The organism is bacterium (genome assembly GCA_019695305.1).
Lineage (GTDB): Bacteria > UBA10199 > UBA10199 > UBA10199 > JAIBAG01 > JAIBAG01.
This window is the reverse complement of record JAIBAG010000003.1, coordinates 37,124-60,682: the sequence shown is the minus strand read 5'-3', so window position 1 is coordinate 60,682 and position 23,559 is coordinate 37,124. Positions and strand designations below refer to the sequence as shown.

Below are 23,559 nucleotides of genomic sequence, written 5' to 3'. Positions count from 1 at the left end.
GCACCGAAAGACGCCAGCAGGATTTAGGCCCTCCCAATGGAGTAGAGCGACGTGTGAGTGATGCCGACAGACGCAAAGAAAATAATATCGAATACGTATCGTTTTATTTAGACAACCAACTTTTAGGTTTATCGGTATTAGAAGTTCAAGAAGTGTTACCCATGCAAACCATCACCCCTATTCCCAAATCAACAAAAGCACTGGCCGGGCTCCTTAATTTAAGAGGTCAAATTGTAACAGCCGTTGATTTACGCGAAAGATTAGGCCTTGATGCAGCCCCTTCTATTCAGGAAAGCATGTGCATTATTGTTGCCGACGGTGAAGAACTGTTTAGTTTATTGGTTGATTCTGTTGGCGATGTAATTCCTGTAGCTAAAAATAAATTTGAAAGCCCCCCAGCAACACTGGCTCCACACTGGCGCCATACCTGCAAAGGGGTTTATCAACTGCAAAAAGGTTTACTGGTGGTGATGGATGTAAAAGCGTTACTCGATATTAACAACAACATTAAAAACAATGGCTAAGCCATTGTTTATTATTTTTTTATAAAAAGGGAGACTTTATGTCGGCAAAAACAGCACAAAAAAAATCATCGGCTCAAGGGGTATCGGTCAATTCAAACAATGCCGCCATCATGCGCGCCGTTAACGAAACGCAGGCGACTATCGATTTTGAAACCGACGGCACTATTATTACCGCCAACCCCAACTTTTTAGGTGCCATGGGTTATACCCTGGAAGAAGTTAAGGGCAAACACCATTCCATCTTTGTAGAAGAAAATTATAAAAAAAGCGCCGAGTATGCCGACTTTTGGCCTGCTTTAAAACGCGGCGAATTTAAACAGGCCGAATTTAAACGTATTGCCAAAGGTGGGCGGGTTATATACATCCAGGCCACTTACACCCCTATTAAAGATGAAAAAGGAAATGTTTATAAAGTAACTAAATTTGCGAGCGACATTACCGCGCAGATGATTGATAAACTAAAAAGCGAAGAAGAAGTTTCTAAGCTTGTAAACATGATGAATTCGCTGCCTATTAATGTGATGTTGGCTGATAGAGACTTAACTTTAACCTACATGAACCCGGCCTCAACAAAAACCTTAAAGAGCATCGAAAAATTATTGCCTATTCCTGTTGAAAAAATGATTGGGCAAAAAATTGATATCTTTCATAAAAACCCGGAAATGCAACGCAAGATGCTATCCGATCCTAAAAATTTACCCCACCAGGCCAGCATTAAATTAGGAACGGATACATTAGACCTTTTGGTGACGCCTATTTTTAGTAAAGATAATGCCTATATTGGCGCTATGGCCAGCTGGTCGGTAATTACCGATAAAGTTAAAATTGCGGCCGATGTTGATAACGTTGAAAAATCTCTTGGCAAGGCCTCTGGTGAATTAGAAGTAGCCAGCCAAAGCATGGCTGCCGGAGCCGAAGAAACCGCCAAGCAATCTCAAGCTGTAGCAGCGGCCTCCGAGCAAGCGTCTACCAGCGTACAAGCTGTTTCGGCTGCAACCGAAGAAATGACAAAATCTATCCGTGAAATTTCGGATCGAACAGAGCAAAGCGCTCAGGTGGCACAAAAAGCATCTAAGGATGCGGTGACTGCTACAAACATTATGAATGTCTTAGCCAAATCGAGCGATGAAATTGGCCAGGTTGTGAAAGTGATTGCTTCTATTGCCCAACAAACAAACCTGCTCGCTCTTAATGCCACCATCGAAGCAGCCCGTGCGGGCGAAGCTGGCAAAGGTTTTGCCGTTGTTGCTAACGAAGTAAAAGAATTGGCTCGTCAAACCGCAAAAGCTACCGAGGAAATTAATCAGAAAATTTCAAGCGTGCAAAAAGACACTCAAGGAGCCGTTGTATCCATTCAAACCATATCCGAAGTTATTAACCAGCTCAATGAAACATCCATGGCTATTGCTGCGGCAGTTAAAGAACAAAGTGCAGCTACAGCCGAAATCTCTCGTTCGGTTACAGAAGCCTCTAAGGGTACTACCGAAGTTAACAAGAGTATTTTACACGTATCACAGGCGGCCCAGGAAGCTGCTAAAAGTGCCAGTCAGGTACAACGATGCTCGCAAACTCTTAACCAGGTTACAGGACAAACCGCTACCATACGCGATTTCTTGAAATCTTTAGGATGGTTATAAATGCATCCCTTCATGTGGATAGCAACCCTATCCTACTTGTTGCTTGTTTTAGGGTTGATCCTGCGTAAAAACAGGCCGCTGCATGCCCGCCTGATGATAGCGGCTATTGTGAGCGACCTAATAACCGTACTTATACTGGAAATACAAAGAGACGCTATAAAAACAGCCCTCTCTTTTACTCTTAGCGTATTACAGCAAACACATATCTTATTTTCATCTCTTGCTACCCTGCTCTATTTTCCGGCGCTTATTCTAGGCTTGATACTTTACTTTAGCAATAAACCTGCGCTTATACAAAAATGGCGCCCCATACATATTAAAATTGGTTATACGGCTTTTATTTTTAGAAGCTTGGGTTTTGGCATGATGTTTACATTACTTTGGAAATAAGTATGACAGACAAATCTGAAAAAATCAGGATACTTATTGTTGATGACTCAACAATGATCTGCTCGTTTTGGAAAATGCAATTGTCCAAGGAAAATGATTTTTTTGTTGCTGGCGTGACCCATAATGGCAACCAAGCACTGGAATTTTTAAAAGATACTCCTGTTGATATTATTTTGTTAGATATCGAAATGCCAGAAATGGATGGACTTACCCTTCTTCCTCTTATTACAAAACAATACCCTAAAACGAAGGTACTTATGGTTAGTGCCTACACAGAGCAAGGCTCATCTCAAACCATAAAAGCACTTCTGATGGGAGCCTCTGATTATGTAACAAAGCCGTCAACTACTGATCTTGGCACAGAGCCTGAGCTAATTGTTGCAACTCTCACAACTAAAATTAGAGCTATATCAGAAACAAAAGAGCACATACCTACTACAACTATTTCTCATAAATCTCAGGCATCTATCAAGCCAAGCGCCATTGTTATTGCTGCAAGCACGGGTGGCCCCAATGCTCTTATTTCCTTTTTAAAAGCTCTACGTCCTCAGTTTGAAAAACCTATTTTTATTGTCCAGCACATGCCCAGCATGATGATTGACTCACTCGCTGAACGAATAACAAAATCCACTTCTCGCCCCTGTATTCAACCAATTGATAAAAATCCCATCTTTGATGGCAATGTTTATTTAGCACCCGGTGATTCACACATGATGCTTGAGTACAACCAGATTACTACACATATAAGACTCTACGATGGACCGGAAGAAAATTATTGCAAGCCATCAGCCGATCCTCTTTTTAGAAGCGCTGCCAATGTTTATCGAGATAAATTACTGGGAGTTGTCCTTACAGGAATGGGTGAAGATGGGAAACGCGGGAGCATAGAAATAGTAAAAAAGCATGGGATTGTTATTGCTCAAGATGAAGCCAGCAGCACAGTATGGGGCATGCCAGGTGCTGTTGTAAAAGAAAATTTAGCATCAGCAATAGGAACACCGGAATGTTTAGCCTCACTGATTAAATAAATTTATGTCGACTGAAGACTTAGCCATAGCCACTTTAAAACAAATTATCTACGATAAAAGTGGAAATAAAATTGATAACGCGAATCCAAATTTTTTATCGGTAAGACTGCATACTTTACTTGAACAACACAAAGTTGATTCTCTTGCAGAACTCTTAAAACTCATATCTACCAATAACGATATTTTAGATGATGTGATTGATCTAGCTACCACTCATGAATCACTATTTTTTAGAGATGATCTTTTTTTTAAAAGCTTAAGCGAAGCTATATTTCCATATTTTTATAAAGCACGTGAAAGCACAAAAAAACTCCGTATTTGGTCGGCCGCCAGTTCATACGGCCAAGAAGCCACCTCGCTTGCCATCAGTTTAATAACTCATCCCTGCGATTTTAGTGGCTGGGATATCCAGATACTGGGTACCGATATATCAAAAAATGTTATTAAACGTGCAAACAGTGGCATATACACACACTATGAGGTGCAACGCGGCTTATCTTGCCATTTATTGGCTCGTTTTTTTGAAAGGGCCGATGCCGGATGGAAAATTAAAGATGAACTAAAAAAAATGACCCGCTTTGAAAACCTGAACCTGCTCAACTCATTTCAGCATTTGGGAGAGTTTGATATTGTTCTCATTAGAAACGTACTGATTTATTTTGAACCTGATATAAAAAAGAGAATACTGGAAAATATCAACTCACTACTGCCTACCGACGGCTGTCTTGGACTGGGAGGCCCCGAAACAACATTAGGAATTACCAATGTCTTTAAAACATGGGAAGGCTTGCAGTGCTCGTTGTATCAAAAAAATCCGCTATAATCCGTACTCCACTACTTTTTGATTAAACAAGTGATTTACTTTAACAGACAGGGAATCGCGGTCATCCATTCTTAACCCCTGAGGGAGTTCTAAAATAGTTTCTACCCCTCCCAATTCAATAAGATGCAAATAGCCTTTACACGATCCATTGTATTCGTGCAGAATAGAATTTAAATTTTTTAATTTATCTTCAGTTAATAACGTAGATGGAATTTTAAAATGAACACTACGCGTTCTATTTCCCAAAAATTCCTGCAACGGAAAAAATTCGTCGGCCAAAATTTTAGAACCCTCTTCCGTCCGGTCTACCTTACCTTTTAAGATAACAATTTGATCTTCTTTTAAAATTTCAGCCGACTTTTGAAAAGTATTAGGAAACACAATCACCTCAACCGTCCCTTTTAAATCTTCAAAATTTACAAAAGCCATTCGGCTTCCCTTTTTGGTGGTAATGACCCTAATCCCCTTAATCATACCCGCCATATTCACTTCGGCTTCACTGGTAAGAGTTTTTATTTTAAGAGTATCGGCATTGGAAACACGCTCAATTTCTTCACGGTAGCCAGAAAGCGGATGATCCGAAAAATAAAAACCCAGGGCTTCTTTTTCAAATGCCAATTTTTGATTATCGGGCCAATCGGGGCCAGACTTGTGTGTAAAGGCCATGGCATCTGCAGGATTATCGTTTAAAAGACCAAAAATACTCTCTTGGCCCAATCCCTTTTCCTTTTTATTTTTTATGGCCATCCCTACAAGTTCTTCAATACTATCAAATATAACAGCTCGGTTTTTTTCAATACGATCAAATGCCCCGCATTTAATGAGCGATTCCAGCACCCGTTTGTTGATTCGGTGATGATCCACTCGCATGCAAAAATCGGAAAAAGATTTAAAAGGTCCTTTTTCGTTACGAGCTTCAACAATGGCCTCAATAGCACCTTCACCAATTCCCTTCACTGCGCCCAAACCATAACGGATGGAATTTTTGCTCATTACCGAAAAACCAAAATAACTTTCGTTCACATCCGGAGGCAGCATGGTTATTTTTTGTAGTTTCAGGTCATCACTATAAAACTGGATACGGTCGGTATCATGCATTTCGGTAGAGAGGATAGCAGCTAAATATTCTACGGGATAATGAGCTTTAAGATAGGCGGTTTGATACGAAACCAAGGCATAGGCGGCCGAGTGGGATTTATTAAAACCGTATTCGGCAAATTTGGCCATCAAATCAAAAATCTTTTCAGCTTTATCGCTAGGAACCTTCTTTGTTTTGGCACCTTCCAAAAAGCGCACCCGCTGCGCAGCCATTTCTTCGGCCTTCTTTTTACCCATGGCCCGGCGCAATAAATCGGCTTCACCAAGAGAATACCCCGCTAACGCCGATGAAATCTGCATCACCTGTTCTTGGTAAACAATAACGCCATAAGTATCTTCTAGAATAGGTTTTAATTCAGGTAAATCGTAAACAATGGGTGTGCGTCCTAATTTACGATTAATAAAATCATCCACCATACCGCTCCCTAACGGGCCAGGACGATAGAGAGCCAAAATAGCGATAAGATCTTCAAAAGTATTGGGCTTCATGCGGATGAGCAAATCGCGCATCCCCGAACTTTCTAGCTGGAACACTCCTGCCGTATCGCCCTTGGCAAGAAGCTCGTACACAGCTTTATCGGCTAACGATATGTCTAAAATTTCAAGCTCTACATTTTGAGTGCGTTTAATAATTTTAATGGCATCGTTAATTACCGTAAGTGTTTTTAAACCCAAAAAGTCAAACTTGATAAGCCCAATCTTTTCCACAAACTTCATATCGAACTGCGTCACCACGTCACCATTACTGCCTTTATAAAGAGGCAAATAATTGGTAAGCGGCTTATCGGACATCACCACGCCGGCGGCATGGGTAGAGGCATGGCGGTTTAAACCTTCCAAATTTTTGGCAATTTGCATAAGGCGCGCCACTTGCGAATCGTTGTCCACCAATTCCTGCAAACGAGGCTCTTCTTTTAAAGCTTCTTCAAGCGTAATATTGATAGCATTAGGAATGAGTTTGGCTATTTTATCCACATCGGCATACGGCATTTCCATCACACGCCCAACATCGCGCAACACTGCTTTGGCTTTCATTTTTCCAAAGGTGATAATTTGTGACACATTGCCGTATTTTTTTCCCACATATTCCAAAACTTTTGAACGGCCATGCATGCAAAAATCGATATCCACGTCGGGCATGCTCACACGTTCGGGATTTAAAAATCGTTCAAAAAGAAGATTATACGGAAGAGGATCTAAGTCGGTAATACGCACCGAGTAAGCAACAAGAGAACCTGCAGCCGAACCACGGCCGGGCCCTACCGGCACACCAGTGTTTTTTGCATGCGAAATAAAATCAGACACAATTAAAAAGTAACCGGCAAAACCCATCTGCTTAATCAGCTTTAATTCTAATTCCAAACGAGCCTGGTAGGTTTCGCGGAGTTTCACTTCATCAAGCGGCACATCAGGATACAAAAGTTTACGGTTATGAATAATCTGCGGCCAGCGTTGATCTAGGCCCAGGTGGGCCTCTTTATCCAAATAATCATCCAGCGTTAAACCTTGTGGCGGTTCAAATTTTGGAAAGTAATATGTTTTTAAGTCAAACTCAAAATTACATAAATTTTCAACAACCTCAGTATTAGCAATGGCCTCTGGACAATCTTTAAAAGCCTCTTCCATCTCTTGAGTGCTTTTAAAATAATAGCCGTCGGTAGAAAATTTTAAATTACCATGGGCACCATGCATGGTAGCTCCCGTTTGAATACACATGAGTGTTTCAAACGCTTCGGCTTCTTCCTGCTTTAAATAATGACAATTGTTGGTAGCAACAAGAGGCAAGCCTTTTTTATGGGCCATATCTTTTAAAGCTGCGTTCATTTGCTTTTGAGCTTCAATACCATTGTCTTGCAGTTCTATATAGTAGCGGTCTTTAAAAATAGTGGCGTACTTTTCCATCCATTCCATAGCCTTGTCGTGCTGACCTTCGTAGGCATAGTGGTTAAGAGCACTGTCCCAACCACCAGAAAGAGCAATAAGACCTTCAGAATATTCATTAAGCAAAGCAGAATCAATACGAGGCTTATAATAAAAACCATCAAGATAGCTTTGTGTGATCAGCTTGCATAAGTTGAGATAGCCCTCTTTATTTTGAATGAGCAATACCAACTGAAAAAGATGATCCATCCCACGGCGATGGATTTTATTTTTATGATCGTCGAAAGAGGGGTGAAAAACGGTACAGCCAATAATGGGCTTTACCCCTTTTCCTTTGGCCGTTGTAAAGAGATCTACGGCCCCAAAAATATTGCCATAATCGGTAAGAGCAACAGACGTTTGGCCAAACTCTTTAGCTTTGGCCACCATATCTCCCACACGCAAGGCACCATTCAAGAGGCTGTATTCAGAATGATTGTTAAGATGACTAAAGGACATGATTTTTGAGCCCTATCAAAAGCGAGCCTGCCCTATTCCCACTCGATAGTGGCGGGAGGTTTTGAGGATATATCGTAGACAACACGATTAATCCCCCGTACTTCATTGATAATCCTGTTTGAAATATTAGCCAGAAGTTTTTGTGGCAAGTATACCCAGTCGGCAGTCATGCCGTCAACGCTTGCTACCACACGCACAGCACAAACGTTTTCATAGGTGCGCTCATCCCCCATTACCCCCACCGATTTTACGGGCAACAAAACAGCAAAAGCCTGCCATACCGAGTTGTACCATCCCTCTTTTTTTAGCTCTTCAATCACAATCTTATCGGCCTTTTGTAAAAGTTCTACTTTATCAGCGGTAATAGAATCGATAATGCGAATAGCAAGCCCTGGCCCGGGAAAAGGGTGACGTCCCAAAACTTCGGCCGGCATATTGAGCTTAGCTCCAATTTCGCGCACTTCATCTTTAAACAATTCGCGGAATGGCTCCAAAAGTTTAAAGCCCATTTTCTCGGGTAAGCCCCCTACATTGTGATGACTTTTAATCACGGCCGAAGGCCCCTTGTGAGATACACTTTCGATGACATCAGGATAAAGTGTTCCTTGAGCTAAAAACTTTACATTCTTGATTTTCTTAGATTCTTTTTCAAAAACCTCTACAAATACACGGCCAATAATCTTGCGTTTTTTCTCAGGGTCACTCACCCCTTTTAAAGCCTTTAAAAACACCGCCGAGGCATCCACATATTTTAGTTTTAACTTAAAATTTTTGCGGAACATGGTTTGAACATCCTGTGCCTCTTTATAGCGCAACACCCCATTATTGATAAAAATGCAGGTCAGCTGTTTACCAATGGCTTTTTGAATAAGAACAGCAGCAACCGACGAATCCACCCCACCCGATAAACCTAAAATAACATTATCTTTCAATACAATAGAACGTATTCTTTCAACTTCTTTCTCGATAAAAGAATCCATCGTCCAATCGGCCTTGAGACCGGCAACAGTAAGCAGAAAATTACGGATCACCTGAGTGCCCGATTCGGAATGAACAACTTCGGGATGAAACTGAAGCCCATACAAGCGCCGGTTTTTATCACCAAAGGCGGTGATAATGCCATTATGAGAGCGCGCCAGGGTTTGAAAACCGGTAGGAATTTGGTCGATAGAATCCCCATGGCTCATCCAAATCACCGAGCCCTGCGGCACACCGGCAAGTAACTCGTTATCACGAGCCACCACGTCAATTTCGGCCCTACCATACTCTCTTTTTTCAGAATGCGTAACCTTACCCCCTAAATGATGAGCCATTAATTGAAGGCCGTAACAAATCCCCAAAATAGGGAGCCCCAGGTTAAAAATTTGAGGGTCAATTTTAGGCGATTTTTTATTAAGAACACTATCGGGACCGCCCGACAGAACAATAGCGCTGGGATTAAATTCTTTAATTTTAGAAAGACTGGTGCGGCAATTAAGGATTTCGCAGTAAACTTTTTGTTCACGGATACGGCGGGCTATCAGTTGGGTGTATTGAGAACCAAAATCAAGAACTAAGACTTTATCCATAGTATTTCGCCATACGTCCTTCGTTGAAACACGAACGAAATACAGCTTAAGAAACGTTGTAGTTAGGAGCTTCTTTGGTGATAATCACATCATGCACATGTGATTCACGCAAACCGGCCGATGTGATCGACACAAACTTGGCCTTCTTGTGCACTTCTTCAATTGTTTTGCAGCCCAAATAACCCATGCCCGAACGAATACCACCGGTAAGCTGATAAATACTTTCGGCCAAAGACCCTTTGTAAGGAACACGGCCTTCGATACCTTCGGGAACAAATTTGGATTCTTCATCAATATCCGATTGAAAGTAACGGTCGCGGCTACCCTTTTTCATGGCGCCAATAGAACCCATACCACGATATACTTTATAACTACGACCTTGATACAGCACCACTTCACCTGGCGCTTCGTCGGTACCGGCAAATAAAGAACCTATCATCACCGTGCTGGCACCTGCAGCCAAGGCTTTCATCATATCACCCGAAAATTTAATACCGCCGTCGGATACAAGAGGGATACCAAACTTGGAGGCTACTTCCACACAATATTGAATGGCCGAAATTTGAGGCACACCCACACCACTCACAATACGGGTTGTACAAATTGAACCGGGCCCTACCCCTACCTTAACACCATCGGCACCAGCATTAATAAGATCTTTAGCAGCTTCGCCGGTGGCAATATTGCCGCCTATAATCTGCAAGGCCGGAATTTTCTTTTTTATGAGTGCTACCGTATCCAGCACCATTTGAGAATGCCCATGGGCCGTATCCACAATCACCACATCGGCACCGGCTTCATATAATGCCTTGGCCCGATTATAGCCATCGTCCCCTACCGACACCGCCGCACCCACAAGGAGCCGACCATAGCTGTCTTTAACAGAATTAGGAAAATGCTCCGATTTTTCGATATCCTTAACGGTAATAAGCCCTTTTAAATGGCCCTTTTTATCAACAACCAAGAGCTTTTCAATTCGGTGCTTTTGTAACAATTCACGAGCACGATCGAGATGAACCTTTTCATCTACGGTCACAAGGTTTTTACTGGTCATTACCTCTTTAATTTTTTGTTTTTGATCTTTTAAAAAACGCAAATCACGGTTGGTTAATATCCCCACCAGCTTGCCCGCTTTGGTTACAGGTAAGCCCGAAATCCCATAACGTTTCATAAGAGCTAGAGCTACACTTAGCGGCTCATCGGGATCTACCGTTAAAGGATCGGCTACAATGGCCGATTCAGATTTTTTTACTTTATGAACTTCCTCAACCTGATCGGCAATACTCATATTTTTATGAATAATACCAATACCGCCATGACGAGCCATGCTAATAGCCGTACGCGACTCGGTAACTGTATCCATAGCCGATGATAAAATAGGGATATTAAGCGTTATTTTTTTGGTTAATTTTGTTTGGGTTTTAGTATCGCGCGGAAGAACCTGGCTTTTGGCAGGAACCAAAAGAACATCATCAAATGTTAAGGCTTGAGGGAACTCTTTCTTCATGAGTTCCTATGAGGCTTTAGGATAAAACACCGATTGAATCAAGCATTTTTTATAAATTATGAAGTGCGGGCCAAAGCTATACAGTAGGAACTAGACCACGCAATACCTGTGCTTTTTCATAACTTTCGCTAAAATGGAGTTAATGAGAGCTTATTAAACGAAAAAGACGGTCAATCCAAAAACCTTCGTCTTTGGCCAAATGGTACAAAAGTTCGGCCTTACGCTGTAACTCAGAAAAATTACCTTCCTCTTCGCCAGAGCCACCAAAGTAATCAATTTGTCCTCTTAAAAAAATACCCTGTATAAGAGGATGAACAAACTCTTTAAAAACCTCTTTAGCTTCACTATCACTGCCATCAGGCCCGGCCTGTGCGGAAAAAGCAGCTGATGCTTTTTTGAAAGCCTCAAAAACAGGTTTAGCCTTGTTCCAATCCTTTATCAAAACAGCATCGCTAAACTGAAACTGTTTACAGGCTAAAGCAAAATCGGAGGCGTAAGTTTTAAGACGCTTTAACGCTTCTTGAGTAACACGGAGTTTTGCATTTATTTTTTCGCGTGTTTCCTTTTGTTCGCCCGGACTAGGCGGGCTAAGTTTGGCTTCTAAAATACCTAACACATCAAAACTTTCGGTTAATTGTTGTGGCAAGGTTTGAGGATCAAGCCGCTCGGTACCGTTAATTTTAACTCCCATGGTGGAAGGAATCACATTGTATACTTTTCCGGCGTACTGAGGCACCAACTGACTCACAAAAGTTTGTAAAAACAAATACCAGTAGGCATTCACCGTCACTGTGCTCCCGCTGTTACCGGGCAACTGTATTACCGCTTTTTCATCACCTTGAAGCTGTGCCATGGCAACGGCCGATTCATCCCACACGCCTTCACCATGACTTTCTTTACCTAAATAGGATAAATCTTGGCCTACTAAATAAATAGATTTACAACCCAATTCCTTCAGTAACAAAAATGCGGTATGAGCCGAAGAATGGCCATGATCGTAGCGTGGTCCAGAAAAAGGCACCCACCGTGCCAATCCGCTTTCACCCAAAATATAACTATTTAAACTCCCATTACCGTTAACGTGGTTACCCGTGTAACAACGCGGGTGCACTAAAATGTTTCCCACAAATACATGGGGGGGCTTATCTTTAAGATCTTCAAAATATTTTCCCTGCATTTCGGCACGTTCCACATTAAGCCATAGATGAGGATGAATACCCGCATCAACAAGCACTTTTAATGCCGAAGGACAGGCCGCTATAACAGCTTTATTTTGCACCTCTTTTAAATAAGGAAGGCTCTCGTTAAGAGATGGTCCCGACGCCACCACAATACCCGGTTTTCCCTCAAAAGCATTTTTAGCTTTAGAAAAATCGGCCATACCGTTTAACAAATTCAAATTATCCAAGGTATTTTGATAGCCTATGTGGGCATCGTACGGGTCACAAAAATAACGGCTAAACTGATGCGTGATAACAGCAGGTAAAATCTTTTTTTGTGCCTCATCTATAAAAGGCGCCGATAGCTTATAAGCCGGCGGATAAATAACGTATTCAATAGCGCGAGCCATAGACAGATTAAGGTACTCGGAAAAGAATGAAGAAAAAAATTGAGTGAGTTTGGCCGTATCTTGCCCAATAAACCAACCAAAATTAGACGCCAAAAAAAGAGGCGTTAAATCAGTTTGCTCCAAGGCTTCGCGAAACAAATACGGAAAAGGCTCCAAAACCAATACTGTTCTATTTGTAGGCTGAGGATTTTTGGCATATTCCAACAAATGATGCCCCAAACCAATACCCGCAAAAATAATCACACGCGGGTTTTTAAATTCGAGCTTTTTAACAAATTCTTTTGCGTATTTTTTGGGGGATTCCCCACCATGGTAAGGAAACTCTTTGCCATCGCTGGTTTTTAGAATAACTTCGGGTTCGCCCTCAATAGTAGAGCTAGAAAAGGCAGGAACGGGTTTTAACAACTCCATCTGGCGTGCCAGTTCGGGGTAACGTTTTTTAAGAACAGCTAAATTACGTTCAAAAAAGGACATAGTTTATGGAACTATCAACCCGTACAAAACGGACGAAGAGGATAACACAAACAAACGGTTACTATCCACGGCAATTTGATTTAAAGACCCACCCGATAAGGCTAATGTTTGAAGCACACGCCCGTTAGCCGCATCCAACACATAAGCCCCGTTTTCCTCGGTACCCACAATCACAGTATTGCCTACTACAACCGGTGGCGATTGAGCTCCCGAATAAAGACCTGTATCCCACATCCGAGTACCATTAGATTTTGAAAGGCTCATCACATGCCCGTCGGCTGTAGATACATATAAAGAATCGCTCCCTGCCTCCAATTTTACGCCGCTCTTGATATCTTTTTTCCACAACACATCACCACCCGAGCGCGATAATTTGTAAATATTGCCAAAATAACCAGAAACATAAAGAGCATCACCATCAATAGTAATATCGGCATCTAAATCTCTAAAGCCAATGCGGTTAAATGCCAACATGCGCGACCACACCACCGAACCATTACCCGCCGACAAGGCCACCAATTGACCATCGGCAAAACCTATATACAAGCGATCGCCCTGTATCACCACACCCGAGGTACCGCGCATTGTCATTTTGGCATCAAAGCCTGATACAGGCGTACTCCACACCACTCGCCCATTGTCGGCATCTATAGCAAAAACCTGACGCGCTGTAGTGACAGCATACACTTTCCCTTGTCCAAAAGCAGGCGTACCCAAAATTTCATTTTCAAGATAAACACTCCAGTTTCTGGTACCCGTCTCGGCGTTTACCGAATAAAACCATCCCTTGTTATTTCCAAAGTAAACATTTTGAGAAACAGCTAAAGCCTGCGAAGCAATGGGGCCTTCGGTGGGGAGTGTCCACAATATTTTACCAGAGGCCGCATTCACTGCATAAAAATTACCCGAATGAGTTCCTACAAAAACTCTGCCATCAGCTGTTGTGGGGGATGACGCTTCTGGAAAAAATCTTTTTTTAGATCCCCCGCTTTTAAGCCCTCGGCTCCATAAGGTTTTTACCACTTTTTTATGAAGTGTTTTTGGAGGATTATGTTTTTCGTCTTTGGCCCAAAGCGCCGAACACATAAACAAAACAACTAGTAGAGGAATAAAAAATTTAAGATTTTTCATGATTTCCTTTAGTTTGTTCTACAAGGTACGTTTGCACGGCCTTTTCCTTAACAGAGCTCGTTGCAGTAGAAGACAACTCTTTTAAAGTTTTTAAACCCTCTTCACTATTACCTTTACCTAATGCAATTAAGGCTTTTAAATAAGAGGCAAATTCTGTGTTGGCTTGAGTTTTATTGTTTGTTAACAAACCAAGAGCCTGGGTGGCTTCATCCCATTTTTGATTTTGAACCAAATAATGGGCGTAATGAAGTACATAGTAATTTTTAACAATGGCCGGCGCTTCCTCCAGTAAAGTTTTAAACTCGGCATCTAATTTTTCGTTATTACCAGCCGTTGCATAGCGATGAAGCAATTCAAGCGTGGGCAAATAGGCATATTTTTTTTCATCGGCAAGTTTTTGTAACCCAGCTTCCGCATCGGTAGATTCTAAAACCTCAAAAACCTGAGCATTCATTTGAGTAAGATCGCTGTCTTTTTTGTGGCTTAAAAAAAGATAAACAAAGCCACCTATAAAACCAACAATCACTAAAACAAAAATAAGGGAGGCAAAGGGAGCTAATTTGGAAAAAATGGTATCTACAGCAGAAATAAATTCATCCTGTTTTTTCTTTTTATTTTCAAATGGAAGTCTTTTGTAACGTGACATGAATTAATTGTCCTTTCCTTCGTAATCCGATTCATCTAACCGGAACATTTTGCGAATTAAATCTTTGGCCTGCCAACTACGTTCATCACCGGCCTCATTTTTAAGGCTTAAAACCGGATCAAATAGAATTCGGTTTAAAATAGCCTCGGTCATTTTTTCTACAGCTTCTAAATCGTTTTTATTTAAGTGGGAAAGTTTTTTCATAGTTCTTTCCAACTCTTTTTTACGAATACCGTCCCACTTGGCTCCAAGCTGCACCAACGTAGGATCTCTTGCTACCATAAAATCCATGAATCTCGAAGCTTCTTTTTCAACAATAAGAAAGGCTTTTTCGGCCTCTTTTTGACGCTCTTTCGAGTTATGTTCAATCACCTGTTTTAAATCGTCAATATTATATAAAAACACATTATCAACATTATTACAGTCGGCATTAATGTTGCGTGGCACGCCCAAATCAATTAAAATCAAAGAACGGTTTTTGCGTTTATGCATTAATGTTTGCAATTGATCGGCCAACAAAAGAGCTTTATCGCTTTCAATAGCAGTAACCACAATATCAAGCCCCTGCTCCAATATATTTTCCAAATTATCCAATGAATGAGCCTGTCCGTTTAAGCGAAAGGCCAATTCTTGCGCCTTAGCCTGAGTACGGTTAAAACAATGAAGTGAGCCAATGTTGTGCTCGCTTAAATGGCGAACAACCAATTCTGCTATCTCGCCAGCGCCTACAATGCCTATAGATTTATTTTCTAGCGTTCCATAAATTTGCCGCGTTAGCAGTACTGCCACCGACCCTACCGATACTGCCCCAAGTGACACAGCCGTATTTTCGCGCACCTTTTTAGATACATAAAAAGCACGATTTACAAATTGGTTAAGATAGGTTCCCGTTACATGCTCTTTAAAAGCAATTTCAAAAGCATCTCTAAACTGTCCCACAATTTGATTTTCACCAACCACCAAAGAATCAAGACTACTAATCACTTTAAACCCATGGGTTACGGCTTCCGAATTTTTATATGTATAAAGATGTGAACGGATAGTATCAAGTGGACACTGCCCCTTATGAGAAAAAAAACTTTCCAAATCACGAATAGAATCTTGCGCATTGCTACTAGCCGCATATACTTCCATCCTGTTACAGGTAGATAGAAAAAAAGTTTCTTTAAGCGAGGGAATTTTACCCGTCAAATCGTGCAGTACATGCGGGCATTCCTGGGCCGATACCGATAATTTTTCACGCAGGCTAATAGGGGCTGTTTTGTGGCTTAAACCCACCACTAAATAATCCATTAGGCTCCTCCCCCTTGCACCCTAAATAGAAGATAAAGAAAAAGTACAAAGCCCATGGTAGATAAAAGAATTCCTTTACGCCCCTGCAAGCCCTGCGACACGCGCAAATTAAGAAGAAGTGCAAAAAAAATCCAAATCCCAATCGATAAAAGTGACTTGAGATCGTTAGTTACATAATAACCCAAAGTACTTTTAGACCAACCGGCACCGGTAATAATACCCAGCGTAAATAATACAAAACCGGTATACAGCGAGCGATAATGAATAGCATCCAGCTCATCCAAAGCCGGCACTTTATCAAAAAAACCACCTAGTTGTTTGTGCTTAAGACGATATTCTTTGATGAGATAAATAAGCCCGGTTACAAAACTCACCATAAACACGCCCACACCCATAAAAATAAAAACAAGATGAATAAAGGCCCAGGGATTTTGTAAAAAATGCTGAGGAGCTGCGTAGGCCACCAAGCGTGTGATGCTTAAAATATAAAAGAACAAGCCTAAAAACATAAAAATAAGACCGGCTGCCAAATAGTGATAAAAAAAACTAAAGATCACAAAAAATAACACAATAATAAGACTTGTAAGCTGGAGTGATTCGAAACTGGTATTAAAGTAAGGATATCCCTGTTTTAACAGATGGGTGATAAAAACAATTCCATGCACCAAAAGCCCTACCATGGTAAAACGCAGTGCTAAAAGAGCGTAGACTTTTCGTTTAAAAATGAAGCGAAAACAAAAGGCCAAAAAACTTACCAAATAAAGCCCCAAGACAATAAAAAAACCATTTGAAAACGTATAGTTTGGCATGAGTTCTCTTGTGTAATACGCCCAGAGGGAAGATTCAAGGTAATTTCTGAGTAACCCCCTCCTGGCCTCCCCCTTAATCTAAGGGGGAGGGATATCCTCCCAAACTTTGTGATCAAGTTCTCCTCCCTTAGATTAAGGGAGGAGACAAAGGTGGGTTACTGAAACCCTTGACATTTTTCATCTCCGGCATAAATAAGACATACAGAAAGGAACACACAATGAGTTCAGCCAATGTAAAAACCGCAACCGACGATAACTTTGCAACCGAAGTTTTAAATTCCGGAAAGCCCAGCCTGGTAGATTTTTGGGCCGTTTGGTGCGGACCTTGCCGCGCATTAGCCCCCATCATCGATGAATTAGCCGATGAAAACGTGGGCAAAATAAATGTTTTTAAATTAAATGTGGATGATAATCCAAACGTTGCCGCCCAATTTGGTATACGTGGTATTCCTACCGTTCTGTTTTTTAAGGATGGAAAAGTAGCTCAGCAATCGGTTGGTGTTAGTGCTAAAGCCAACTTGCAAAATATGATTAACGGCCTGGCATAAAAGCTTTCTAAAAAGCTTTTTCCAAGTAAGGCAGTAAATCGGAAGCATTGACTTCACGGGGGTTATAAAAGCTGGCACCGTCATCCGGAGATTTTTCGGCGAGCGTTGCAAGATCGGCTTTTGTAACTCCCACTTCCGATAATGTTGTTTTAAGTCCGCACACCTTTTTAACCTCTTCCCTAAAACTTTTAACCGCCTCAATCACCTGAAGTGCTCTCTTTTTCAAATCAGCATCCGGGTTTTTAACCTGGAGAGCCGCTGCCATAGATGCAATGGCTTCGGTACGTTCGTCTAAATTATATTCCATCCCAAAGGGTAAAAAAATGCCATTGGCGGTTCCATGATGTACATGAAAGAGCGCCCCAATAGTATGGGCAACGGCATGCACAACCCCTACCATGGCGTGGTTAAAGGCAATGCCCGCTAAAGTAGAAGCCACCAAAAGTTTACCGCGCAAATCAAAATTTTGAGGATCGGATAAAGTAGGAATTAAATTGTCGCGCACCAGGCTAATAGCCTGAAGCGCTAATGCATCCGACACCGGCCCCTTTTGCACACTCATCATTGATTCAATAGCATGGGTTAAAGCGTCCAGCGCTGTGGCTGCTGTAATCACGGGTGGAAGTCCCGTTGTAAGTGCGGGATCAAGAATAGCGAGTGTGGGTAAAAGATGTTTATCAACAAATGAAAGTTTAGTGGCCGAATGATCGTCTTTTACCACGATAGCCTCGGTTACTTCGCTACCGGTACCGGCCGTTGTGGGAATAGCAATCAGAGGCGATAAATCTTGCGTGATGGTTTGCGCGCCAGAGTAATCGTCAACAAGATTGCCACCGAGTGAAAAAAGAATATTGGCTCCCTTGGCCGTATCCAAAACACTGCCCCCGCCCACGGCAATAATTCCTTCGGCCCCCGATTCTTTAATGAGAGCCGCGCATTTTTCAATAACACTTACTCCCGAATCGGAAGGTACTTCGCTAAAAATTCCGGTAACTTCACGCCCCGCATTTTTAATGCCCTCTTCAATACCCGTAATTAAACCCAAGTCGCGGATAATTTTGTCGGTAACAATAAAATATTTGGAAATAGGAATTAAATCGAGTTCGGCGGCAAAATCGGCCGAAAGATTTTCGCCATAAACAATTTTGGTGGGAACATTAAATTGGAAAAAATCCATCTTCTTCTCCCCTCTTGTCAGACGCGTTGGACTTGTCCGAAATTTTATTCCAAAGGATTAATCATCAAGCCCGACACAATTTTAGGATAAAAAAACGTAGACTTTTGCGGCATTTTTTCACCGGCCAAAGCCACTTTTTCCATATCTTCAATTTTAGTGGGGTTCAGTAAAAACGTAAGTTGGCAAGCCCCATTACGGGTTTCTTTAATAGCCTTTTCGGTTTCCTTCCAGTAAATCAAATTTTCCTGATTCGCCTGCGACTCGGGCGACATGCGTAAAATTTCTTCAAACACCAAACGATGTAATACTGTCACATCCAAATCTAAAAGAGAGGGCGAAATATTAATAGCCACCGGCGATGTTTTCCATACCCTGCGCTTAATGCTTACCAAAAACGATTGCTTTTTATCGGGTGTAATCATGGCATAGGCATGATCTTCTTTACCGGCATCGGCCAAAATTTGCAGCAACTCCTGATCGGACTTTTCACCTAAAGGTAATACCTTCATTTGGCTTGAAAGTTTTTCTACAAAACTTTCTACCGAAAAGTTTCTCAAACTATGAAGAGCACGATGAATGGGTAAAATTACCAAGCCTTCATCGTTCATGTTGGAAAAATACATCATCACATAATTAAAAGCCTCGTTGCCGTCTCCCGGAGGGTGTTGGCGGCGACATTCGTTACGGTAATTAATAGCAGTTTCGTAACGATGATGCCCATCGGCAATAAACACGGCTTGTCCGGCAATTTTATCGCTAATAAATTTACAAACGGTAGGGTCAGACTCTCTCCACAATTGATGCCGATACCCATCTTCGGTTTTAAAATCAAAAACAGGAGGTTTGAGTTTTAATTTAGCCACCAAACTATCAATGTTTTTTTCAGGATCAGAATACAGCGAAAAAATAGGCGATAAATTAGATTTTGTAGAACGCATCAGCATCAATCGATCGGCTTTGGGGCCATCCAGGGTTTTTTCGTGCGGCTTAATACCCCCTTCCGAAAAATCTTCTACACGGCGCAAACCAAAAAATCCCTTACGCACCACTGTTTGGCCGTTAGGTAAGGTAAAAGTATGATGATGAAAATAATAAGAAGGCTTATCGTCTTTTAACAACACGTTTTCGGCAAGCCATTTGTGGTATAAATCGCCGGCTAACACATATTTGATGTTATCGGGTTCGCGCGAATAATCAATTTGAACAAAATTATAAGGATCACGCGCGTACAATGCGTTTTGATAATCGGCGCTAATCACATCGTAAGGCGGTGTTACCACTTTAGATAAATCTTTAATTTTTTCTGGGTTATAAAAAATTCCGGTAAAGGGTTTTACTTTTTCTTTTGTCATAAGAGCCTCATAAATATTTTTGAATGGATTCCCAGGTTATATCACCAGCACGCAGTAGTTTAGGAGTAGTGCCTGTCACATCTACAAAGCTCGACCCTAGGCTTGCCGGCAATGTCTCATTTGTGACTACCCCTTCTATCCTCTCCCCAATCTGTTCGTCAACTTCTTTAGCACTAGAAATAGAACCTGCTCCCGATACGTTGGCACTTGTAGTGGTAATGCTGCCAAAGGCTTCGCATAACATTGTAGCAACAGGATGCGATGAAACACGAATAGCAATAGTACCGCTTCCGGCAGTGAGAATAGGTGAAACTGATTTTTTTGCCTTAAAAACAAGAGTTAACGGACCAGGCCAAAAGTGTTGGATGAGTTTTTTTGCTAGGGGCGAAATATCTTGGGCCCAGTTTAAAAGCTCCTCGTTATTTTTAATAAGAATTGATACGGGCTTGCCACGGTCGCGTTCTTTAATAGAAAATATTTTTTCAAGGACGTTTTCGTTTAAGGGATTTCCACCCAGGCCGTAAAAAGTTTCGGTAGGATAAGCAATAATGCCACCGCTGTTAAGAACGGTTAAGGCTTGAGACACAGTAAGAGTTTTCACAAATTTTAAAGCGCCTTTGCGCCAATATCTTTGCGGTACTGCATGCCGTTAAATTCAATTTTACCCACCGCTTCGTAAGCACGATGAACCGCTTCTTTTAGGGTAGCACCACGCGCCGTAACTCCTAACACGCGGCCACCGTTTGTTTCAAAATGGCTGTTTTCTTTTTTAGTTCCTGCATGAAACACAAATACATCTTTCATTTTAGAAACCTTGTTAAGACCACTAATAGTGTCCCCTTTGGCATATTCTCCAGGATAACCTTTAGCAGCCAACACCACACACACAGCGGCATCGGACGAAAATTTAATTTTGTAACGGGAGAGGTTCTCATCTACTACAGCTTCTACTAATTCTAACAAATCGGATTCCATTCTAAATAAAATAGCCTGACATTCCGGATCACCAAAGCGGCAGTTAAATTCTACCAAACGTGGTTCGTTGTCGGAAATCATAAGACCTGCATACAATATACCCTTGTACGTTCGGCCTTCGTCACGCATTCCTTTTAACAGTGGTTCAATAATTTTTGCCTTTACCTTGCGGTCAATATCATCGCTCACTACAGGTGCAGGGCTATAAGCCCCCATACCGCCGGTGTTGGGGCCTTTGTCGCCATCAAAAATGCGTTTATGATCTTGGCACGATTCTAACACCACATAATCGGTTCCATCGGTAGCAACCATGTAGGTGGCTTCTTCACCGGGCATAAAATCTTCAATCACAATTTTGCGACCAGCTGTACCAAACGATTCGTAAATCATCATTTGCTCTACAGCATTTGCTGCTTCATCATAATTTTGAGCAATAATGACACCCTTACCAAAAGCCAAACCATCGGCCTTTAAAACAATAGGGTAAGAATTTTTCTTTTTAAGATACGCACGTGCTTCCTCAGAAGATTGAAAAATTTCGTAATCGGCGGTGGGTAAGCGGTGCCGGGTGGCAAATTCTTTGGTAAAACATTTGGAGTATTCAAGCGCTGCCGCATTTTTTTTGGGACCAAACACTCTCAGGCCGGCTTTTTCAAATTCATCTACCAAACCATGCGATAAAGGCATTTCGGTACCCACAAGAGTGAGATCAATTTTTTCTTTTTGGGCAAAGTTTAAAAGCCCGGGCACATCAACAGCCGAAATAGCCACACTCTGGGCCACATCATTTAATCCGTCGTTTCCGGGCGCGCAAAAAATTTTAGTAATTTTAGGATTTTGCGACAATTTCCAGGCAATAGCATGTTCCCTACCACCCGAACCAATGAGAAGAATTTTCATAGGACGTTTGAAATAGTGGATAAAAGGCAAAATAACAAGAATTTTAATGGGTAACAAACTGTTATCATTTTTAACCCTCTGCGCTTGATCTTTTGTAAAAAATCAGCCAACACTAAGCGCAATGGAACAACATATCCCCTATAAAAACGCCACTTACTTCACAAAAGATAAAAGCATTCTTTCAAAACATTACGATCTCATTATCATTGGTAGCGGCATGGGCGGTATGTCTTGTGCCGGCGCTTTGGCCTTACAAGGAAAAAAAGTTTTGGTATTAGAACAGCACTTTATTCCCGGTGGCTATACTCAAAATTACGCGCGTAAGGGATACACCTGGGATATTGGTGTACATGCCTTGGGCGAAATTAAACCCGACAAGGTAAAAAAATGGCTTTTTGGCGATGCGGTAGAATTTGTTACCTTTGGCCCACCGTACGACAGGTTTTATTACCCGGGCGATGTTTGCGTGCGCTACATGAACAGCAAAGAAGATTTTAAAAAGAGTTTAAAAGAAACTTTTCCAAACGATGCAGAGGCCATTGATGCCTATGCAAACTTGGTAGATAAAGTAGGAAAAGAATCGGAAGCCTATTTTGCCCTGCAAAGCTTGCCCGAAGGCGTTCACAAAATTGCCGATAAAATTTTAGGGTTCTTCCACAAAGACTGGTGGCTGGTAACCGTTTACGATGCCATTAAAACAGTTACCAATAACGAAAAATTGATAGCAGCACTGACTTCTCAATGGGGTTACTACGGTAATTTACCGCAGGATGCCAGCTTTGGTTTGCATGCCATGATGGTGCGCGCTTTTTGGAATGGCGCCAGTTATCCCAAGGGCGGCTCCGAAGTTTTTGCCAAACATTTATTAAGCACGGTACAAAAAAGTGGTGGCAACACTTTGGTAAAAGCCGAAGTAACAAATGTGATTGTAGAAAATAACAAAGCTGTAGGTGTGCGTTTAAAAGACGGCAGTGAATTTTACGCCAAAAAAATTATTAGTGCTATAGGCGCTAAAAATTCCATCAACAAATTACTTCCTACTTCCATTTTACAAACTAACTGGGCCAAGGAAATTTTAAATCTTCCACATTCACCTCCTTACTTATGTTTAAACATGGGTTTTAAAGGCAACATCAAAGAAGCCGGCGCCACAAGTGGCAGCATGTGGTTTTATCCCAGTTGGGAACACAAGGTGTGCAAGTGGGATGTCTCAAATCCCAATTCTAGCGCCCCTACTTTTTACATGTCGTTTCAATCGTTAAAAGACCCCAGCTATAACCCGGGGCCCGAAATGCGGCACGTGGGTGAATGCATTACCTTTGTAGATTGGGAACCCTTTGAGAAATGGCAAACCTCTCGTCGCGGAGGCCGCCCACCGGAATATAGAGACTTTAAAAAACAAATTGAAGACCGCATGCTGGCAGAACTAAAAAAACAGGTTCCCGATTTAATGGCCATGCTCGACTACTACGAGCTAGCAACCCCGCTCTCCTCCACCTTTTTTACTCACGCTACCGAGGGGGCTATTTACGGTTTAGAATCCACCCCCAAACGTTTTGCATGCCGCAAGTTACGCATGAAAACCCCGGTGAAGAATTTTTATTTAACAGGAGTAGATACCACAACAGTGGGTGTGATTGGTGCTTTGTTTGCGGGGTTACTTACTGCCGCTATTATTGATAAGAGGGTTTATTTGAAGTTGGTGTAAACAATGGTATTGCCAATGGTGT

19 protein-coding genes are annotated in these 23,559 nt (G+C 41.7%); 7 read left to right on the top strand and 12 right to left on the bottom strand.

Translation table 11 applies throughout. The features are described 5' to 3' along the window. The first annotated feature begins 53 nt into the window (after window positions 1-53). The 5 genes from K1X76_02570 to K1X76_02550 are packed head-to-tail and all read left to right on the top strand — an operon-like array spanning window position 54 to window position 4,402. On the top strand, window positions 54-524 hold the full coding sequence (locus K1X76_02570) for a chemotaxis protein CheW (protein MBX7147945.1): 471 nt from the start codon (window positions 54-56) through the stop codon (window positions 522-524). 38 nt (window positions 525-562) lie between these two features. Beyond that, window positions 563-2,161, top strand: a complete 1,599-nt coding sequence (locus tag K1X76_02565; GenBank protein ID MBX7147944.1) for a PAS domain S-box protein — start codon at window positions 563-565, stop codon at window positions 2,159-2,161. Between the two features lie 36 nt (window positions 2,162-2,197). After that, complete coding sequence (locus K1X76_02560) at window positions 2,198-2,551, top strand: hypothetical protein (protein MBX7147943.1); 354 nt, start codon at window positions 2,198-2,200, stop codon at window positions 2,549-2,551. Between the two features lie 2 nt (window positions 2,552-2,553). Beyond that, on the top strand, window positions 2,554-3,579 hold the full coding sequence (gene cheB / locus K1X76_02555) for a chemotaxis-specific protein-glutamate methyltransferase CheB (protein MBX7147942.1): 1,026 nt from the start codon (window positions 2,554-2,556) through the stop codon (window positions 3,577-3,579). 4 nt (window positions 3,580-3,583) lie between these two features. Next, window positions 3,584-4,402, top strand: a complete 819-nt coding sequence (locus tag K1X76_02550; GenBank protein MBX7147941.1) for a protein-glutamate O-methyltransferase CheR — start codon at window positions 3,584-3,586, stop codon at window positions 4,400-4,402. Here the strand turns inward: K1X76_02550 and dnaE are convergent. From dnaE to K1X76_02510, 8 genes are all read right to left on the bottom strand, one after another. Then, on the bottom strand, window positions 4,397-7,879 hold the full coding sequence (dnaE, locus tag K1X76_02545) for a DNA polymerase III subunit alpha (protein MBX7147940.1): 3,483 nt from the start codon (window positions 7,877-7,879) through the stop codon (window positions 4,397-4,399). The two genes, K1X76_02550 and dnaE, sit on opposite strands and share 6 nt — an antisense overlap. 32 nt (window positions 7,880-7,911) lie before the next feature. Next, the gene (guaA, locus tag K1X76_02540) at window positions 7,912-9,447 is read right to left on the bottom strand and encodes a glutamine-hydrolyzing GMP synthase (GenBank protein MBX7147939.1); all 1,536 of its coding nucleotides are present in this window, start codon (window positions 9,445-9,447) and stop codon (window positions 7,912-7,914) included. Between the two features lie 46 nt (window positions 9,448-9,493). Further along, the gene (gene guaB, locus K1X76_02535) at window positions 9,494-10,954 is read right to left on the bottom strand and encodes an IMP dehydrogenase (GenBank protein ID MBX7147938.1); all 1,461 of its coding nucleotides are present in this window, start codon (window positions 10,952-10,954) and stop codon (window positions 9,494-9,496) included. Window positions 10,955-11,093: 139 nt separating this feature from the next. Next, window positions 11,094-12,998, bottom strand: coding sequence for a DUF115 domain-containing protein (locus K1X76_02530; protein ID MBX7147937.1), 1,905 nt, complete (start codon window positions 12,996-12,998; stop codon window positions 11,094-11,096). Between the two features lie 3 nt (window positions 12,999-13,001). Next, window positions 13,002-14,129, bottom strand: a complete 1,128-nt coding sequence (locus K1X76_02525) for a PQQ-binding-like beta-propeller repeat protein (GenBank protein ID MBX7147936.1) — start codon at window positions 14,127-14,129, stop codon at window positions 13,002-13,004. Beyond that, complete coding sequence (locus K1X76_02520; protein ID MBX7147935.1) at window positions 14,116-14,775, bottom strand: hypothetical protein; 660 nt, start codon at window positions 14,773-14,775, stop codon at window positions 14,116-14,118. Before K1X76_02520 ends, K1X76_02525 begins: the two co-directional genes overlap by 14 nt. A 3-nt stretch (window positions 14,776-14,778) precedes the next feature. Continuing rightward, window positions 14,779-16,068: a glutamyl-tRNA reductase gene (gene hemA, locus K1X76_02515; protein ID MBX7147934.1), complete on the bottom strand. Its 1,290-nt coding sequence runs from the start codon at window positions 16,066-16,068 to the stop codon at window positions 14,779-14,781. Then, window positions 16,068-16,877, bottom strand: a complete 810-nt coding sequence (locus K1X76_02510) for a cytochrome c biogenesis protein (GenBank protein ID MBX7147933.1) — start codon at window positions 16,875-16,877, stop codon at window positions 16,068-16,070. Before K1X76_02510 ends, hemA begins: the two co-directional genes overlap by 1 nt. A gap of 218 nt (window positions 16,878-17,095) precedes the next feature. Between K1X76_02510 and trxA the strand changes: the two genes are divergently transcribed. Then, window positions 17,096-17,425 carry a thioredoxin gene (trxA, locus tag K1X76_02505; protein MBX7147932.1) on the top strand — a complete coding sequence of 110 codons (330 nt, stop codon included), beginning with the start codon at window positions 17,096-17,098 and terminating at the stop codon, window positions 17,423-17,425. Window positions 17,426-17,432: 7 nt separating this feature from the next. On the opposite strand, the gene K1X76_02500 is transcribed toward trxA, so the two are convergent. From K1X76_02500 to purD, 4 genes are read right to left on the bottom strand one after another with little or no spacing between them, the layout of a single operon-like run. Beyond that, window positions 17,433-18,602 carry an iron-containing alcohol dehydrogenase gene (locus K1X76_02500; protein ID MBX7147931.1) on the bottom strand — a complete coding sequence of 390 codons (1,170 nt, stop codon included), beginning with the start codon at window positions 18,600-18,602 and terminating at the stop codon, window positions 17,433-17,435. A gap of 44 nt (window positions 18,603-18,646) precedes the next feature. Beyond that, window positions 18,647-19,954, bottom strand: coding sequence for a DUF1015 domain-containing protein (locus tag K1X76_02495; GenBank protein ID MBX7147930.1), 1,308 nt, complete (start codon window positions 19,952-19,954; stop codon window positions 18,647-18,649). Window positions 19,955-19,961: 7 nt separating this feature from the next. Next, a complete protein-coding gene (locus tag K1X76_02490; GenBank protein ID MBX7147929.1) occupies window positions 19,962-20,555 on the bottom strand; it encodes a threonylcarbamoyl-AMP synthase in 594 nt (197 codons plus the stop codon). Window positions 20,556-20,560: 5 nt separating this feature from the next. Continuing rightward, the gene (gene purD, locus K1X76_02485) at window positions 20,561-21,829 is read right to left on the bottom strand and encodes a phosphoribosylamine--glycine ligase (protein MBX7147928.1); all 1,269 of its coding nucleotides are present in this window, start codon (window positions 21,827-21,829) and stop codon (window positions 20,561-20,563) included. A 121-nt stretch (window positions 21,830-21,950) separates the two neighbouring features. On the opposite strand from purD, the gene K1X76_02480 reads away from it, so the two are divergent. Further along, window positions 21,951-23,537, top strand: a complete 1,587-nt coding sequence (locus K1X76_02480) for an NAD(P)/FAD-dependent oxidoreductase (protein ID MBX7147927.1) — start codon at window positions 21,951-21,953, stop codon at window positions 23,535-23,537. Window positions 23,538-23,559: the final 22 nt, after the last annotated feature.